Here is a 15,177-nt window from a genome sequence, read left to right as displayed (position 1 = left end):
CGATCTTTTGATTCTGATTTTTAAAAGATCAAAGTCAAAAGATCGTCCGATCGCGGCCCGAGCCTCCGGCAGCTCCTACAAAGGATCGGGGTTACAGCAGTAAACCGATTTGGGTTTTTTTCGGCAGTTTGCTTACCACCAACTGGTGCGAGCGCTGTAACAATCCGCGCAATTCCTCGGCACCCAGCGGGTAGGGCGGGTGCATGATGATCCACTGCGCGCGCGCCAGATACGGCGCCGGGTGAATGCCGGGGCGGTCGCAATGGCCGAGAAACAGATCCTTGTCGACCTTGAACGCCAGCGAATCACCGCGCAGCCCCTGCAAGGCAAACATCTTGTTGCCGGCAATCGAAAACACCCGTACGCCGCCCCATTTGTAATCCTCGCGCGCGCCCGGCAACGCCAGGCAAAATTCGGCGACGTCCGCTTCGCTCATCCTTCCCTTTTTCATAACAACCGCTCCCCACAGGCATTGAACGATTCGACCAGGTGATCGATCCACGCGCGCACCGCCGGCATCACCCCGCGCCGATGCGGGTACACCGCTTGCAGCCAGCCACCGGGCAACGACCACTCTGGCAGCAGTTGCAGCAGTGTGCCGTTTTGCAGTTCTTCTTCGCAGTACATCATCGGCAGCAACGTGAAACCCTGGCCGGCCAGCACGCAGGCTTTGCGCACAATAAAGTCATCGATACCCAGCCGGGCTTCCATGTTCAACTCGAAACTGTTGCCCTGCTGGTCCAGCAGGCGCACATGAACCAGACGATCCGCTTCCAAAGCGCCAAGCACCGGCAGCGTGCGCAAATCTTGCGGATGGTTGATCGATTGCCCCTGAATAAACGCCGGACTGGCCACCACAACCATTTGCGCCTGGCGCAAGCGCCGGGTGACCAGCAAAGGGTCCTCATCACCGTGTTCGCGCACGCGCAGGGCCACATCAAAGCCTTCGCCGACCAGATCGACGCGGCGGTTGAGCAATACAACTTCCAGCTGCACCTGGGGGAATTTACCGAGGAATTCGCTGATCACCCATGGCAGCATCTCGCGCGCCAGACCGGTCGGGCAGGACACCCGCAAGCGTCCACGCGGCTCGCTCGACATGCTCGCCACCGCCTCATCGGCCATTTCCGCTTCCAGCAACATCGCCTGACAGTGACGCAAGTAACGCTCACCGACCGCCGTGAGGTTGAGTTGGCGCGTGGTGCGCTGCAGCAAACGCGCGCCGAGGCGTTCTTCCAGTTCGGCGATGCGCCGTGACAGCCGCGATTTGGGAATGCCGAGCAAACGCCCGGCCGCCGCGAATCCGCCGGCCTCGACGACTTTGGCGAAATAGTAGAGATCGTTGAGGTCTTGCATGGCTGAATTCCGACTGTTCTATCAATGGGACAAACTATCGCATTTAAGGCGGCTAATCATCCATTGGTTTCTTGCGTAGGATTGTCTCCATTCCGTCGCCACCGGCGATTCATTCCAGGAGATTCCACATGAAACTGCTGCATATCGATTCGAGCATTCTGGGCGACAACTCGGCTTCCCGTCAGTTGAGCAGCGAAGTCGTCAAAGCCTGGCAAGTCGCCGAGCCAAGCGCTGTCGTGACTTACCGCGACCTGGCAGCCGACGCCATCAGCCACTTCTCGTCGACCACTCTGGTGGCGGCCGGCACCACTGCTGAACTGCGCAACGCCGCACAGCAGCACGAAGCCGAACTGAGCGCTTCGACCCTGGCCGAGTTCATCGCTGCCGACGCCGTGGTCATTGCTGCACCGATGTACAACTTCACTGTGCCGACCCAACTCAAGGCGTGGATCGATCGCGTTGCCGTCGCCGGTCAGACCTTCCGTTACACCGAAGCCGGCCCCGAAGGGCTGTGCGGCGGCAAAAAAGTGGTGATCGTCTCCACGGCTGGCGGCATCCACGCCGGTCAGGCCAGCGGCATCGCCCACGAAGAATACTTGAAGCTGGTTCTGGGCTTCCTCGGCATCACCGACATTGAAATCGTCCGTGCCGAAGGCCTGGCGTACGGCGACGAAGTCCGTAACAACGCCATGACTGCAGCCCAAGCGAAGATCAGCGAGCAACTGTTCGCCGCCGCGTAAGGCTTGCGTAAAGAACAGCTGAGGTTCAGGTAACACCGAAAAAACTCTGTATTCTGGTTCTGCAAGGGCCGAATACGGAGTTTTTTGTTTCTGACTGTTACATAATCTGGCCCGGGTTATGCAGTCAAACGATCAGCGTCTGAATGCATTGTCGTACCGCAGCGCCGAATCCCCGGCGTTTCTGGCCCGCAACGCAATGGATCTTTCGATTGAGTAACAACAGGGTGGGGCATCCGATGATGCGTCTTTGTGCAACGTTACTGATTTGCCTGATCGGCAGCCTGAATTCAGTGCAAGCTGCGCCGGGGCGACATCCTGTCTGGAGCGTCGGCTACCACGAGATGACGTTCCTCGATCCGCTGGACCTGCAGCCGATGCGCGCCATCGCGTTCTATCCCTCAAGTGATCGCGAGCACATGAGCCTGCTCGAAGGCTATTCCGTCGAGGCCGGCGAGGACACCAAGGTCGCGATCGGCCGCTTTCCGATGCTGATGCTCTCGCACGGCAACACCGGCACACCACTGGCGTTGCACGACCTCGCCACATCGCTGGCCCGCAAAGGCTTCGTCGTGGTCGCGGTGATTCATCCCGGCGACAATTCCAAGGATCACAGTCGGCTCGGCACCTTGAGCAATCTGTACGGGCGGCCGATCCAGATTTCCGAAGCCATCACCGCAACCCTTGGCGACCGCATGTTGGCGCCGTATGTTAACCCCGAACAGGTCGGCGTGATCGGTTATTCCGCGGGCGGCGAGACCGCGTTGATTCTGTCAGGCGCGCAGCCGGACCTGGATCGTCTGCGGCGTTATTGCCAGGAACGCCCGGATGACCGTGACGCCTGCAACACCCAGGGCGAACTCATCGTTGATCGCGATGATTTGCAACCGGTGGCCGATCCGCGCGTGCATGCGTTACTGCTGATGGCGCCGCTGAGCCTGAAATTCGGCCGCCACACCCTGGCCGACGTGCATGTGCCAGTGCTGCTCTACAGTGGCGATGGCGACAAACTCGTCGCGTTCGACAAAAACGCGGCAGCACTGGCGCGCAAGCTGCCAACCGCGCCGGACTTCAAATTGCTGGCCGGGGCAGGGCACTTTGTGTTCATGGCGCCGTGCAATGAAGAGCAGATCCGCGCCATGCCGGCGCTGTGTACCGACGCCGACGGTGTCGACCGCGAGGACATTCACCGCAACCTCATCTCCGAGGCTGGACGTTTCTTCTCCCATGCGCTGGGCCAAGCGACACGCGCCGGCATGCAGACTGCCGATCAATAGATCAAAAGATCGCATCCTTCGGCAGCTCCTACATGATCTGCGCTATGCCCATGTAGGAGCTGCCGAAGGCTGCGATCTTTTGACTTTGCTTTTCAGTTCGTGGCCCGACGCATCAGCAGCAACGTCAGCCCCAGCCCGATCACTGACAACAACGCCGCACTGAAGAATATCCACGAATACCCCAGGTTCAACGCCACCGCGCCCATCAGCGGCCCGGCAATCGCCAGCGCCAGATCGAAGAACACCGCATACGCCCCCAGTCCCGAGCCACGGCTGGAACTCGGCACCTGCTTGATCGCCTCGACCCCCAACGCCGGATACACCAGCGACAGGCCAAACCCGGCCATCCCCGCACCGATCAAGGCGAAAGCCGTGGACGGCGCCAGCCACAGCATCACCAACCCGACCGTTTCAATGCTCATGCAGGCGATGGCCGAGCGGAAACCACCAAAGCGGCTGATCGCGGAAATGAACAGCAGTCGCGACAGGATGAAGCACACGCCAAACACGGTCAGGCAGTAAGCCGCACCGCTCCAGCCACGATTGAGGTAATAGAGGGTGATGAAGGTGGTCAGCGTGCCGTAACCGATCGAGGCCAGGGTCAGACTGGCGCCAAACGGTGCGATCCTGCCGAACACTGCCCAAAACGGCAGCCGTTCGCCACGAATCACCGGCACCGACGGTTTGTTGCGAATCAGCAGCAGCGCGCCCGCCGCCAGTACCGACAGCGCAATACCGAGGCTGGTAAAACCGTAGTCGGCCACCATCACCACACCCAGCGGTGCGCCGATGGCAATCGCCCCGTAAGAGGCGATGCCGTTCCAGCCAATCGACTTCGCAGTGTGTTCGACACCGACCTGGCCCATGCACCAACTGATCGTGCCGACGCCGATCAAGCCTTGGGCGATACCGAGCAACAAGCGTCCGGCAATCAATATCAGCAAGCTGGTCAGCGGCAAGCCTTGCAGCAACGTCGATACCAGCGTCAGCGCGCCACTGAGCACAATGCCCCATAAGCCATAAATGATCGCCCGTTTGGTGCCAATGGTGTCCGACATGCGCCCGGCCATCGGCCGACTGAGCAGGGTGGCGAGGTATTGCGAGCCGATCACCAGCCCGGCGATGATTGCGCTGAAGCCCAATTGCTCGTGCACATAACCCGGCAACACCGCGATCGGTAAACCGATGCAGAGGAAGGCAATAAAGGTGTAGAAAACGATGGAGACGATCTGCAGGTTGATCGCCATGGAGCTTTGCGGTGGCTGTTGCTGCGCAGACATGAGGACTCGTTCGCGGGCGGCGGTGGGAGAGTTCGCATCATGGCTTGAGCGATATATAAAAGAAAGCAGGCTAACGATCAAAACATCGCAGCCTTCGCCAACTCCGACAGTAGGCCCCATGTAGGAGCTGCCGAAGGCTGCGATCTGTTGATCTTCAAAACCAAAAAGCCCCGTCACATGGACAGGGCTTTTCAGATTGCAGCGGCGTTTTAGAACACGACGCCCTGGCTACGCAGGTAGTCATCGTAGGTGCCGCTGAAGTCGGTCACGCCATCCGGGCTCAGCTCGATGATGCGCGTGGCCAGGGACGATACGAACTCACGGTCGTGGCTGACGAAGATCAGCGTGCCCGGGTAGTTTTCCAGCGCCAGGTTCAGCGCCTCGATCGATTCCATGTCCAAGTGGTTGGTCGGTTCGTCCATGATCAGCACGTTCGGCTTTTGCAGGATCAACTTGCCGAACAGCATGCGACCTTGCTCACCACCGGAAATCACTTTGACCGACTTGAGGATCTCGTCGTTGGAGAACAGCATGCGGCCCAAAGTACCGCGAATCATCTGCTCGCCTTGAGTCCACTGACCCATCCAGTCGAACAGGGTGACGTCGTCTTCGAAGTCGTGTGCGTGATCCTGAGCGTAGTAGCCCAGTTCAGCGGCGTCGGTCCACTTGATACTACCGGCATCCGGGGTCAGTTCGTTGACCAGGGTGCGCAGCAGGGTGGTCTTGCCGATACCGTTCGGGCCGATGATTGCTACGCGCTCGCCGGCTTCAACCTGGAAGCTGAAATCCTTGAACAACGGCTTGCCGTCGAAACCTTTGGCCATCTTTTCAACCATGACAGCCTGACGGTGCAGCTTCTTGTTCTGATCGAAGCGGATGAACGGGCTGACGCGGCTCGAAGGCTTGACCTCGGCCAGCTGAATCTTGTCGATCGCCTTGGCACGCGAGGTGGCTTGCTTGGCTTTCGAGGCGTTGGCCGAGAAGCGGCTGACGAACGATTGCAGTTCGGTAATCTGCGCTTTCTTCTTGGCGTTGTCCGACAGCAGTTGCTCGCGGGACTGGGTCGCCACGGTCATGTACTCGTCGTAATTGCCCGGGAACAGGCGCAGCTCGCCGTAATCCAGGTCGGCCATGTGCGTGCACACGCTGTTCAGGAAGTGACGGTCGTGAGAGATGATGATCATCAGGCTGTTACGCTGGGTCAGGATGTTTTCCAGCCAGCGAATGGTGTTGATGTCCAGGTGGTTGGTCGGTTCGTCGAGCAACAGCACTTCTGGATCGGAAAACAGTGCCTGCGCCAGCAACACGCGCAGTTTCCAGCCTGGCGAGACTTCGCTCATCGGGCCAAAGTGTTGCTCGATGCCGATACCCAGCCCCAGCAACAGCTCACCGGCACGCGACTCGGCGGTGTAGCCGTCCATCTCGGCGAATTCGGTTTCCAGCTCGGCCACGGCCATGCCGTCTTCTTCAGACATTTCCGGCAGCGAGTAGATGCGATCGCGCTCGGCCTTGACCTTCCACAGCTCTTCGTGGCCCATGATCACGGTATCGATCACGGTGAATTCTTCGTAGGCGAACTGATCCTGGCGCAATTTACCCAGACGCACGTTCGGCTCGAGCATGACCTGGCCGGCGGAAGGATCGAGGTCGCCACCGAGGATTTTCATGAAGGTCGACTTGCCGCAACCGTTGGCGCCGATCAGGCCATAGCGGTTACCCGCGCCGAATTTGACCGAAACGTTTTCGAAGAGCGGCTTGGCGCCGAACTGCATCGTGATGTTAGCTGTAGAGATCAAGAGTTTTTCCTGCGAAGCATTCTGAGTAGCGAGGGTGCGGCTGGAGCGCTTGGCCCGAGTCAAAGTGCGCTGAAGCGGGGAGGTTCCCGTCATCAACCAAGGGGGGGCGCGTAAAGTTTGGCGGCGATTGTACTGGTCTGGCTCTTTAAACGATAGGGCGAAGACGCCGCGGACGCCGATTGGCGCAATCACGGGACAGTTTTTCACAGATGAGGGTTCACTATCGGTTACAAAGTGTGGCTAAAATGCCATGCATATCACCCAGCGCCTTCAACCGCGTGGGCTCAAGGACGTGCCATTTGTATTCAGACCTCTGCATAAGACGCCAGGCCTTGGGCCATCAGGCGCGCAGTTTGTTCACTTCTGACGTGTGACGATTTCCGTGAAACTCATCATTGCTGCTATTTATGTCATTTCCATTGCATACGTTCATCTTCGTGGCCGTGTGCGCCACAAACTGGGCCGGCAACTGAGCGATCACTCGACGTTTCTGGCGCCGATCAACTGCTTTCTGTACCTGTTCTCGAAAAAGCCGAACAAACCTTACCTCGATCCGGCTGACTTTCCTGATTTGAGCCCGTTGCAGGCACATTGGCAGGAGATCCGCGAAGAAGGCCAGAATTTGTTGCGTGCCGGGGAGATCAAACGCTCCAACCAATACGACGATGTCGGTTTCAATTCGTTTTTTAAAACGGGTTGGAAGCGCTTCTACCTGAAGTGGTACGGCGACAGCCATCCGTCGGCGATGAAACTGTGCCCGCGCACCACTGAACTGGTGCAAAGCATCGGCTCGATCAAAGCGGCGATGTTCGCCGAATTGCCGCCGGGTTCGAAACTGGTTCGTCACCGTGACCCGTACGCCGGTTCCTATCGGTATCACCTGGGTCTGGAAACACCGAACGATGAAGGCTGCTACATCAATGTCGACGGTGAGAACTATCACTGGCGCGACGGTGAAGCGGTGATGTTTGACGAGACGTTTATCCATTACGCGGAAAACACCACCGACAAGAACCGGATCATCCTGTTCTGCGACATCGAACGTCCGATGAAGTACCGCTGGGCGGCGGCGTTTAACGCTTGGTTCAGCCGTACCGTGATGTCAGCGGCAGGTGCGCCGAACGATGCCGGGGACCGCACGGGTGGGATCAACCGTTTGTTTACCAAAATCTACAAGATCCGCTTGCGTGGCAAAGAGCTGAAAAAGCGCAATCGCAAGCTGTATTACATGGAAAAGTGGGCGATCTTCGGTAGCTTGCTGGCGATCTTCATCCTTATCTGATTCCTCGACCTGATGTGAAGATCAAGATCAAAAGATCGCAGCGTGCCGCAGCTCCTACAGGATTGCTCAAGGCATCTGTAGGAGCTGACGAGTGAAACGAGGCTGCGATCTTTTGATCTGTTGTGAAGATCAGAATCAAAAGATCGCAGCGTGCCGCAGCTCCTACAGGATTGCTCAAGGCATCTGTAGGAGCTGACGAGTGAAACGAGGCTGCGATCTTTTGATCTGTTGTGAAGATCAGAATCAAATGATCGCAGCGTGCCGCAGCTCCTACATTGAACATCACTCTTGCACAGACAAGCTGTCAGTTGCCTGACGCTTTCTTCGTTCTCTTCGCTGGAGCCGCCTTGGCCTTTGGTTTCGCCGCCGCTTTCCCGCCCAGGCTGCGCTTGAGCAGTTCGGTCAAATCGATGACATCAGCCGATTTGCGCTCTTCCTCGCCACCCACCGTTTCGACATCCTCGATCTTGCCTTCATGGGCCTTTTTCTCCACCAGCGCCATGATCTTGTCTTCAAACTCGTCGTTGTAATCTTCGGGTTTCCAGTCGCCGCTCATGTCCTGCACCAGACGTTTGGCCATGTCCAGTTCACCCTTGGCCAACTGTGGCTTGGTCACTTCGGTGCCTAAATCCAGCTCATCCAGGCCGCGAACTTCCTGCGGCCAGCGCAGCTTCACCAGCACCAGCGCCGACTCCAGCGGCATCAACGCCGCCAGATACTGCCGGGTATGCAGCACCACGCGGGCGAGGGCGACCTTGTTGGTTTTGCTCAATGTTTCACGCAACAGCGCGTAAACCTTGCCGCCGCGCTTGTCGGGCGCCAGGTAATACGGCGTGTCGATGTTTTGCAGGGGGATCTGATCGGCGTCGACAAAGGAAAAGATGTCGATGGTCTGCGTTGAAACAGGGTGTGCCGAGCGAATTTCCTCTTCGCTGAGCACCACATAGCGACCCTTTTCGTACGCCACACCTTTGACGATGTGCTCTTTGGTGACCTCCTTGCCGGTCACCTTGTTTACGCGTTTATAGCCCACCGGGTCCATGCTGCGGCTGTCGAGCCAATCGAAATCCACGCCATGGGACGACGTCGCCGACACCAGTGCGACGGGGATGTGTACCAGTCCGAAACTGATCGCGCCTTTCCAGATTGCCCGAGCCATCGTGGTGTTCTCCGAGTGATGATCGGATGACCCGCCATGACGCGCGAAAGTTTCCGCTGATTGCGTTGGCTCGCGGCAGCTTGGTCAAGTCGTGTTACATGTTGTTTAACGCCTGTGACTTAACAAATCCGAACCCTGCGCGTAGCGTGGACTCGAAGGCTCTATTCCCCGCGCATCGAGAGGCCGCTCCATGAACCGAATTCTGCTTGTCCTCGCTGTTCTCGCCCTCGGCGCGGGTTGGGCTCAGGCGGACGTCATCCAGCCTGCTTCTGCGCAGTTGCTCGCCCAGAGTCCCACAGGTAACAGCAATAACCCCTACAACAGCCCGATTCGCCGGGCCAACCCCAACAGTATGCAAGGCACCCAGCCGAGCACGCCGCCCGTGCGCGGCCCCAATACGATGCCCATGCCGCGCCAGCCCACCGTCGAGAACCGTGGCATCGGTAATGGCCAACCGATTCGCTCGGTACCGAGTACACCCCCCACCTTTATTCCCAATCCACCTTCACGGAGCAGCGACAGCAACCGATGAACGCCAGGACTGAGGTTCTGCCTGTCTTTGAAACGAACAAAAGGAATCGTGCATGTTGCGTAAAACCCTTCTAGCCAGTCTCTGCGCCGGTGCGCTGATCAGTGCCCCGGCATTCGCCGCCGCCCCCAAAGAGCTGCAAAGCGAACAAGGCACCCTCGAAGTCACGACGATCACCCAAGGGCTTGAACATCCCTGGTCGCTGGCCTTTCTGCCCGATCGCCAAGGCATGCTGGTGACGGAACGGCCGGGTAACCTGCGGGTGGTCGGGTCTGACGGCAAACTGTCGGCGCCCATCAATGGCGTGCCGAAGGTCTGGGCCAAAGGGCAGGGTGGCTTGCTCGATGTGGTGCTGTCGCCGGACTTCAAGCAGGATCGCCTGATTTACCTGTCGTACGCTGAGGGTGGCGGTGCGGGTGACAAGGCCGGCACGGCGGTGGGGCGTGGGCGATTGTCGGATGACCTGACGACACTCAAGGATTTCAAGGTGATCTTCCGTCAGGAACCGAAGTTATCGGTCGGCAATCACTTCGGCTCGCGTCTGGTGTTCGACCGGGACGGCTATCTGTTCATTACCCTGGGTGAAAACAACGACCGCCCGACGGCGCAGGATCTCGACAAACTGCAAGGCAAAATCGTGCGGATCTACCCGGACGGCAAGGTGCCGGACGACAATCCTTTTGTCGGCCAGTCCGGCGTACGTCCGGAAATCTGGGCCTACGGCATTCGCAACCCGCAGGGTGCAGCGCTCAATCCCTGGAATGGCACGCTCTGGGAAAACGAGCACGGCCCGCGGGGTGGCGACGAGGTGAATATCATCGAGCGCGGCAAGAACTACGGCTGGCCACTGGCAACGCACGGCATCAACTATTCGATGCAACCGATTCCGGAAGCGCAGGGCAAAACGGCTGAAGGCACAGTTGCACCGCACCATGTGTGGGAGAAATCACCGGGCGTCTCGGGCATGGCGTTCTATGACGGCGATCGCTTCAAACCGTGGCAACACAACGCGTTTGTCGGCGCATTGGTGACGCAGGAATTGATCCGCTTGCAGTTCGATGGCGACAAAGTGGTGCATGAGGAACGTTTGCTCGGTGAACTCAAGCAGCGGATCCGTGATGTGCGGCAGGGCCCGGATGGCTACCTCTATGTGCTGACGGACGAGGCCAAGGGTTCGCTGTACAAAGTCGGCCTGAAATAACCAGCTCCTGTGGCGAGGGGATTTATCCCCGATGGATTGCGCAGCAATCCCCGCTTTAGTAGGCCGCTGCGCGGCTTATCGGGGATATATCCCCTCGCCACAGGGTGCTAAGCGTTGCGGGAAAACAGTGTGACGGCAGCGCGCAATTTTCCTCGGCCAAAGCGGCACATTTTGTCGAATTCGCCATGGCTGACCGGCACATGCTGGCAGTCCATCGGCTGTCGGTGCTGGCTGTGATCAACGTCTGGGTCATGCAGATAGACAAAATCCGCATCACAGTCGGTGACCATCACCCAGTGCGGTGATTTGGAGCGTGTCAGCCGATAGCTGCTGATCAACACCAGCGGTTGCCCACCGGCATCCAGCATGGCCGGCAAATCCAGTGGTGCAGCGATCAGCGTCTCGACATCCGTCTCTCCTAACTGCGCGGTGAACTCCTCGTGCACCAAGCGCATGACGTCTTTTTTATGCGTATCGCGTACACCGTCAAGAAACAAAGGTCCGGCCATGCTCAGTTGTAAACTCACCTGAAACCCGCGTCGCCAAGCCGCGAGCGCCAAACCCTGCGGGCTGCATCCGCCATGGCCCGAAGTCATGAACACCGTGGTTGCCTCGCGCCAGATTTGTAGTTCTTCGCGTCGTTCCAGCAAGCGCTCCGGGTGCAGCGCGCCCATGGCCATCAACAGACAGGCCGGGCCGCAGGTGAAATCGGTGGTTTGCCGGTAATAGGGCACTTTGATGCTGCGCGAATCACGGTGCTGGAGAATACGTTTCTCCAACCGCAAGGCGTCGGCGTGGTCTTCGTAGTAATCGTGAACCAAAGCGAAGCGCCGGTAGCCATTGCCTTCGTACAACGCTATCGCGGCGGGGTTATCGGTACGCACCTCCAGGCGCAGATAGGCGCAATCGTGCTCCAGCGCGCAGGCCTCAATCCGTTGCAGCAATCGCTTGCCCAGCCCGGTCCCACGCGCGTCAGTGGCAATGGCTATTGAATAGAGCCGCGCCAACGATGTGCCGCGATGAAACAACACCAGCGCATAACCGAGCAACTGGCCGTCGTGCTCAGCCACCAGCAATCGCCCGTGGGCACGATTAATCATCCACTGGAAACGGCGACGGGTCAGCCTGTCCGTGGTGAAACATTGCACTTCCAATGCCAGCAGCGCGGGCAAGTCTTCAACTGATGCCGGACGAAAAACAGTACTCATATGACCACCGTAAAAGTTGCGTAACGAAACGAGACTTTCGAAAAACTTCGTGCTTAATAGAAAAGGTCTTGTTCTCCAACGGATCAATCTCTATGTCAGCGGTACAGGGTCATTGGCGCGAAGTATCCGAGCAAAGTTTGCCGGCGGCAACTTATTTAAATCCAGCAGTCAGAGCCTCCAGTCGAGTGCTGATCATTGTCGAGCGCAAGGAAGATTGGGCCTCCTACTTTCCCAGCGAAGACATCATCACTGCACAGCAATACCTTGAGCAAAGCCGTGACAGCGAGGCGGGCAAGCGCGTGCAGGTGATCAACCTGTGTCGCAGCTACAAGTACCTGGGGCACGGCTATTACTGCTCGCTGCTGGCCGAAGCGCGCGGGCACAAGGTGATTCCGTCCGTGCGCACGATCAGTGAACTGACCAAAAAGTCACTCTACGGACTGGCGCTGGATGATCTTGATAAAACCCTGGAAAAAGCCCTCAGTCATAATCTTTACAGCGATACCGAGGGCTTCACCTTGACACTTTATTTCGGTCGAACGCATATCGAACCTTTGCAGGATCTGGCCCGACAATTATTTGAAGTGTTTCCCTGTCCGATACTATTAGTTGAGTTTCGCCGAACTAACGGTTGGCACATCGAAGGCATTAAGTCCGGTGCGCTGCACAAGTTACGCGACGATCAGGAAGATCAGTTCGCCCACGCGCTCGACGGTTTCAGTCGTAAAGTCTGGCGAGTGCCGCGCTCGCCACAAGTGGCGCGGTATGACCTGGCCATTCTTCACGATCCCCAGGAAGCGTTGCCGCCCTCCAACAGCAAAGCGCTGGAAAACTTCATCCGCGTCGGCAAGACCATGGGCATCGATGTCGAGTTGATCGAGCGCAAGGACTATGCGCGGCTCGCCGAGTACGATGGCTTGCTGATTCGCGAAACCACCAGCGTCGACAACCACACCTACCGTTTCGCCAAGAAAGCCGAAAGTGAGGGGCTGGTGGTCATGGACGATCCGACGTCGATTCTGCGTTGTACCAACAAGGTCTATCTGACCGACCTGCTCAACAGCCATCAATTGGGCATGCCCGCCACCGAAATCCTCTACAAGGAGCGACCTGAAGACTTCGAACGGGTCGGTGAGCGCCTGGGGTTTCCCTTGGTACTGAAGATTCCCGACGGCTGTTTCTCGCGCGGGGTGATCAAGGTCGAAAGCCAGCAGGCGCTGCTTGAAGCGACCGCCGAACTGTTTGAGCACTCGGTGTTGTTGCTGGCTCAAGAGTTTTTCTACACCGAGTACGACTGGCGCATCGGCGTGCTCAACCGTAAGCCGATCTTCGCCTGCCAATACTTCATGTCCAAGGGCCACTGGCAAATCTACAACCACAAAGCCAAGGGGCAAGACGTCAACGGCGAATGCCGCACCCTCGCTGTCCATGAAGCCCCGCGTGCGGTGGTTGAGTTGGCGGTGAAGACGGCCAATCTGATTGGCGACGGCCTCTACGGCGTCGACCTGAAACAGGCCGGCGACAAAGTGGTAGTGATCGAGGTCAACGACAACCCGAACCTCGATGCCGGCATCGAAGACGCCTATTTGCAGGACGATCTGTATTCGCTGGTACTCGAGGAGTTTGTACGGCGCCTGGAGTTGAAACGTCGCGGACAGGCCTGGTGACGCGCCGATGATCAACAGTTTTGCATTGAGCCACGGCGCTTTGCAGCGGGTCGAGCGACTGGATGCCGAGGTGATGCTGTTCAGCAACCCCGACGCCGCCGAGCGCGAGTTGCTGCACAGTCATTTCAAAGTCGATGAACACGCACTGGCTTCGGCGCTGGACCCCGACGAAGTGTCACGTATCGAGTTTCACCCGGATCACTTGTTCCTTATCTGGAAACGTCCAGAAAATTATTCCGGCGGCGGCAGCCTGGCCTTTGAAGTGTCGTCCTGTGGCTTGCTGTTCGCGCCGGGGCAATTGCTGGTGATTGCGACTGACGACACGCCTTTGCATGGTCTCGGCACCCGTCAATCGTTAAACACGCCGCTGGATGTTTTGCTCGACCTGCTGTTCAACAACATCCATCACTACTTGGGCCACTTGAAGGTGATCAAACTGGTCGCCCGCGAATTGCAGCAGAAATTCAATGCGTCGATGCAGAATCAGCACCTGGTGCAGATGTTCAACCTCAGCGAAAGCCTGATCTATTACATCAACGCGCTGCACAGTAACGGTGCGGTACTGACGCGCCTGCGCAACCACGCCGAGAAGCAACATTTTGGCGGCGAGGCGCTGGGGCTGATCGACGACCTGATCATCGAAAACAACCAGTGTTACAAGCAGGCGGAAATCTATTCCACGGTGTTTTCCGGGCTGATCGACGCGCGTGGCAACCTGATGAACAACAGCATGAACAATCTGCTGCGCAAGCTGACGTTGATCAACGTGGTGTTTTTGCCGCTGAACCTGATTGCGAGTATTGGCGGTATGTCGGAGTTCAGCATGATGACCGCCGGGACGCCGTGGTGGGTGTCTTATCCGGTGTTTCTGCTGGTGATGATGCTGGGGGCGGGGGGAATGTTGTTTGGGTTGCGGCGGTTGGCCAGGTGATTTGTGCTGTTCCATCCACCGCCATCGCTGGCAAGCCAGCTCCCACAGAAATTCGGGAGGTCACAACACCCGTGGACACCCTGAATCCTTGTGGGAGCTGGCTTGCCAGCGATAGCTATTTCGTAAGCTCTGCATGATTTTGATCAGCCCGCTTGCGTTACGTCCACCGTTTTACGCCGCTGCTGAACCCCACGCACCACCAAATACAACAACGGCCCGATCGACACAAATACCGCCGTCAGCAACAGGTAGGGCAGCACCGACCAGGACGAATGTCCCCGCGATTTGGCATCCTTGACCATCCATATCCCGGCCAAGGTCGCCAGCAGATAAAGATCAATCACCACCTGCGCGGTGTCGGGCCGCGACATCAGACTGATGCCGAAGTCGATCAGCGACTGTTCAGCCTGGAGCATCACCGACACCGTGTAACCGGTAAAAGCGAGGAGCGCTGTGAGGGGCAGGGCGACGGACATCATGCATTCGATCCTTGAACGGCTGAGTGGAGTTGGCAGATTACAAGCGTCTGGCAAAATTGGCCATTGACTTGCCCGCAACGCCCGCGCTAATTTCCAGCACATGAATTCCACCGTACTGCGTTGCCAGCCAAGCATTATTACCGCCATTCCTCATTTGGCGGGCTAGCTCACGACTGCAGCACCCAACCCGCCCTAGAGGCGGGTTTTCATTTTCTGTCTCCAGGTAAAAAAACACCCCCTGTAGGAGCTGCCGCAGGCTGCGATCTTTTGATGTT

General features: G+C 58.0%; 15 protein-coding genes. 7 read left to right on the top strand and 8 right to left on the bottom strand.

All coding sequences use genetic code 11. From position 1 onward, the window contains the following. Positions 1-91: 91 nt before the first annotated feature. Entirely contained in the window at positions 92-451 is a 360-nt protein-coding gene (locus EJA70_RS15865; protein ID WP_008078931.1) for an MmcQ/YjbR family DNA-binding protein, read from the bottom strand. After that, a complete protein-coding gene (locus tag EJA70_RS15860; RefSeq protein WP_158831914.1) occupies positions 448-1,356 on the bottom strand; it encodes a LysR substrate-binding domain-containing protein in 909 nt (302 codons plus the stop codon). Before EJA70_RS15860 ends, EJA70_RS15865 begins: the two co-directional genes overlap by 4 nt. Before the next feature lie 128 nt (positions 1,357-1,484). Here EJA70_RS15860 and EJA70_RS15855 point away from each other — a divergent pair, with 128 nt between their 5' ends. Further along, a complete protein-coding gene (locus EJA70_RS15855) occupies positions 1,485-2,096 on the top strand; it encodes an FMN-dependent NADH-azoreductase (RefSeq protein ID WP_008079110.1) in 612 nt (203 codons plus the stop codon). Between the two features lie 236 nt (positions 2,097-2,332). Then, a complete protein-coding gene (locus EJA70_RS15850; RefSeq protein ID WP_008079112.1) occupies positions 2,333-3,370 on the top strand; it encodes a hypothetical protein in 1,038 nt (345 codons plus the stop codon). 92 nt (positions 3,371-3,462) lie between these two features. On the opposite strand, the gene EJA70_RS15845 is transcribed toward EJA70_RS15850, so the two are convergent. Further along, positions 3,463-4,650: an MFS transporter gene (locus EJA70_RS15845; RefSeq protein WP_158831912.1), complete on the bottom strand. Its 1,188-nt coding sequence runs from the start codon at positions 4,648-4,650 to the stop codon at positions 3,463-3,465. Between the two features lie 209 nt (positions 4,651-4,859). Next, positions 4,860-6,446 (bottom strand): ABC-F family ATPase, encoded by a 1,587-nt coding sequence (locus tag EJA70_RS15840; RefSeq protein ID WP_158831910.1) that lies wholly within the window; start codon positions 6,444-6,446, stop codon positions 4,860-4,862. A gap of 382 nt (positions 6,447-6,828) precedes the next feature. On the opposite strand from EJA70_RS15840, the gene lpxO reads away from it, so the two are divergent. Continuing rightward, on the top strand, positions 6,829-7,728 hold the full coding sequence (gene lpxO, locus EJA70_RS15835; RefSeq protein WP_008079126.1) for a lipid A hydroxylase LpxO: 900 nt from the start codon (positions 6,829-6,831) through the stop codon (positions 7,726-7,728). Between the two features lie 304 nt (positions 7,729-8,032). Here lpxO and EJA70_RS15830 read toward each other — a convergent pair whose 3' ends face one another. Next, the gene (locus tag EJA70_RS15830; RefSeq protein WP_158831908.1) at positions 8,033-8,887 is read right to left on the bottom strand and encodes a Ku protein; all 855 of its coding nucleotides are present in this window, start codon (positions 8,885-8,887) and stop codon (positions 8,033-8,035) included. Between the two features lie 190 nt (positions 8,888-9,077). Between EJA70_RS15830 and EJA70_RS15825 the strand changes: the two genes are divergently transcribed. Together EJA70_RS15825 and EJA70_RS15820 are read left to right on the top strand one after the other, a co-directional pair. After that, positions 9,078-9,419 carry a hypothetical protein gene (locus EJA70_RS15825; RefSeq protein ID WP_158831906.1) on the top strand — a complete coding sequence of 114 codons (342 nt, stop codon included), beginning with the start codon at positions 9,078-9,080 and terminating at the stop codon, positions 9,417-9,419. 52 nt (positions 9,420-9,471) lie between these two features. Beyond that, positions 9,472-10,617 carry a PQQ-dependent sugar dehydrogenase gene (locus tag EJA70_RS15820; protein ID WP_158831904.1) on the top strand — a complete coding sequence of 382 codons (1,146 nt, stop codon included), beginning with the start codon at positions 9,472-9,474 and terminating at the stop codon, positions 10,615-10,617. A gap of 107 nt (positions 10,618-10,724) precedes the next feature. Here EJA70_RS15820 and EJA70_RS15815 read toward each other — a convergent pair whose 3' ends face one another. Next, entirely contained in the window at positions 10,725-11,825 is a 1,101-nt protein-coding gene (locus EJA70_RS15815) for a GNAT family N-acetyltransferase/peptidase C39 family protein (RefSeq protein WP_158831902.1), read from the bottom strand. A 92-nt stretch (positions 11,826-11,917) separates the two neighbouring features. Between EJA70_RS15815 and EJA70_RS15810 the strand changes: the two genes are divergently transcribed. Together EJA70_RS15810 and EJA70_RS15805 are read left to right on the top strand one after the other, a co-directional pair. Then, positions 11,918-13,492, top strand: a complete 1,575-nt coding sequence (locus EJA70_RS15810; RefSeq protein WP_008079134.1) for a RimK family alpha-L-glutamate ligase — start codon at positions 11,918-11,920, stop codon at positions 13,490-13,492. A 7-nt stretch (positions 13,493-13,499) separates the two neighbouring features. Then, on the top strand, positions 13,500-14,423 hold the full coding sequence (locus EJA70_RS15805; protein WP_158831900.1) for a magnesium transporter CorA family protein: 924 nt from the start codon (positions 13,500-13,502) through the stop codon (positions 14,421-14,423). Between the two features lie 143 nt (positions 14,424-14,566). Here EJA70_RS15805 and EJA70_RS15800 read toward each other — a convergent pair whose 3' ends face one another. Continuing rightward, the gene (locus tag EJA70_RS15800) at positions 14,567-14,902 is read right to left on the bottom strand and encodes a DUF2834 domain-containing protein (RefSeq protein WP_158831898.1); all 336 of its coding nucleotides are present in this window, start codon (positions 14,900-14,902) and stop codon (positions 14,567-14,569) included. A gap of 37 nt (positions 14,903-14,939) precedes the next feature. After that, a partial coding sequence (locus EJA70_RS30925; RefSeq protein ID WP_218574209.1) for a hypothetical protein occupies positions 14,940-15,177 on the bottom strand: 238 nt, incomplete at its 5' end.

Origin of the sequence: Pseudomonas sp. PB103 (assembly GCF_009764635.1) — a bacterium.
Lineage (GTDB): Bacteria > Pseudomonadota > Gammaproteobacteria > Pseudomonadales > Pseudomonadaceae > Aquipseudomonas.
The sequence above is the reverse complement of the archived record's forward strand: the minus strand, read 5'-3'. Positions and strand labels throughout refer to the sequence as shown.

Excerpts from the sequence above, each read along its gene's own strand:
- EJA70_RS15865 (WP_008078931.1), bottom strand. The coding sequence starts at position 451 with ATGAAAAAGGGAAGGATGAGCGAAGCGGACGTCGCCGAATTTTGCCTG.
- EJA70_RS15860 (WP_158831914.1), bottom strand. The coding sequence starts at position 1,356 with ATGCAAGACCTCAACGATCTCTACTATTTCGCCAAAGTCGTCGAGGCC.
- EJA70_RS15855 (WP_008079110.1), top strand. The coding sequence starts at position 1,485 with ATGAAACTGCTGCATATCGATTCGAGCATTCTGGGCGACAACTCGGCT.
- EJA70_RS15850 (WP_008079112.1), top strand. The coding sequence starts at position 2,333 with ATGATGCGTCTTTGTGCAACGTTACTGATTTGCCTGATCGGCAGCCTG.
- EJA70_RS15845 (WP_158831912.1), bottom strand. The coding sequence starts at position 4,650 with ATGTCTGCGCAGCAACAGCCACCGCAAAGCTCCATGGCGATCAACCTG.
- EJA70_RS15830 (WP_158831908.1), bottom strand. The coding sequence starts at position 8,887 with ATGGCTCGGGCAATCTGGAAAGGCGCGATCAGTTTCGGACTGGTACAC.
- EJA70_RS15825 (WP_158831906.1), top strand. The coding sequence starts at position 9,078 with ATGAACCGAATTCTGCTTGTCCTCGCTGTTCTCGCCCTCGGCGCGGGT.
- EJA70_RS15820 (WP_158831904.1), top strand. The coding sequence starts at position 9,472 with ATGTTGCGTAAAACCCTTCTAGCCAGTCTCTGCGCCGGTGCGCTGATC.
- EJA70_RS15815 (WP_158831902.1), bottom strand. The coding sequence starts at position 11,825 with ATGAGTACTGTTTTTCGTCCGGCATCAGTTGAAGACTTGCCCGCGCTG.
- EJA70_RS15810 (WP_008079134.1), top strand. The coding sequence starts at position 11,918 with ATGTCAGCGGTACAGGGTCATTGGCGCGAAGTATCCGAGCAAAGTTTG.
- EJA70_RS15805 (WP_158831900.1), top strand. The coding sequence starts at position 13,500 with ATGATCAACAGTTTTGCATTGAGCCACGGCGCTTTGCAGCGGGTCGAG.
- EJA70_RS15800 (WP_158831898.1), bottom strand. The coding sequence starts at position 14,902 with ATGATGTCCGTCGCCCTGCCCCTCACAGCGCTCCTCGCTTTTACCGGT.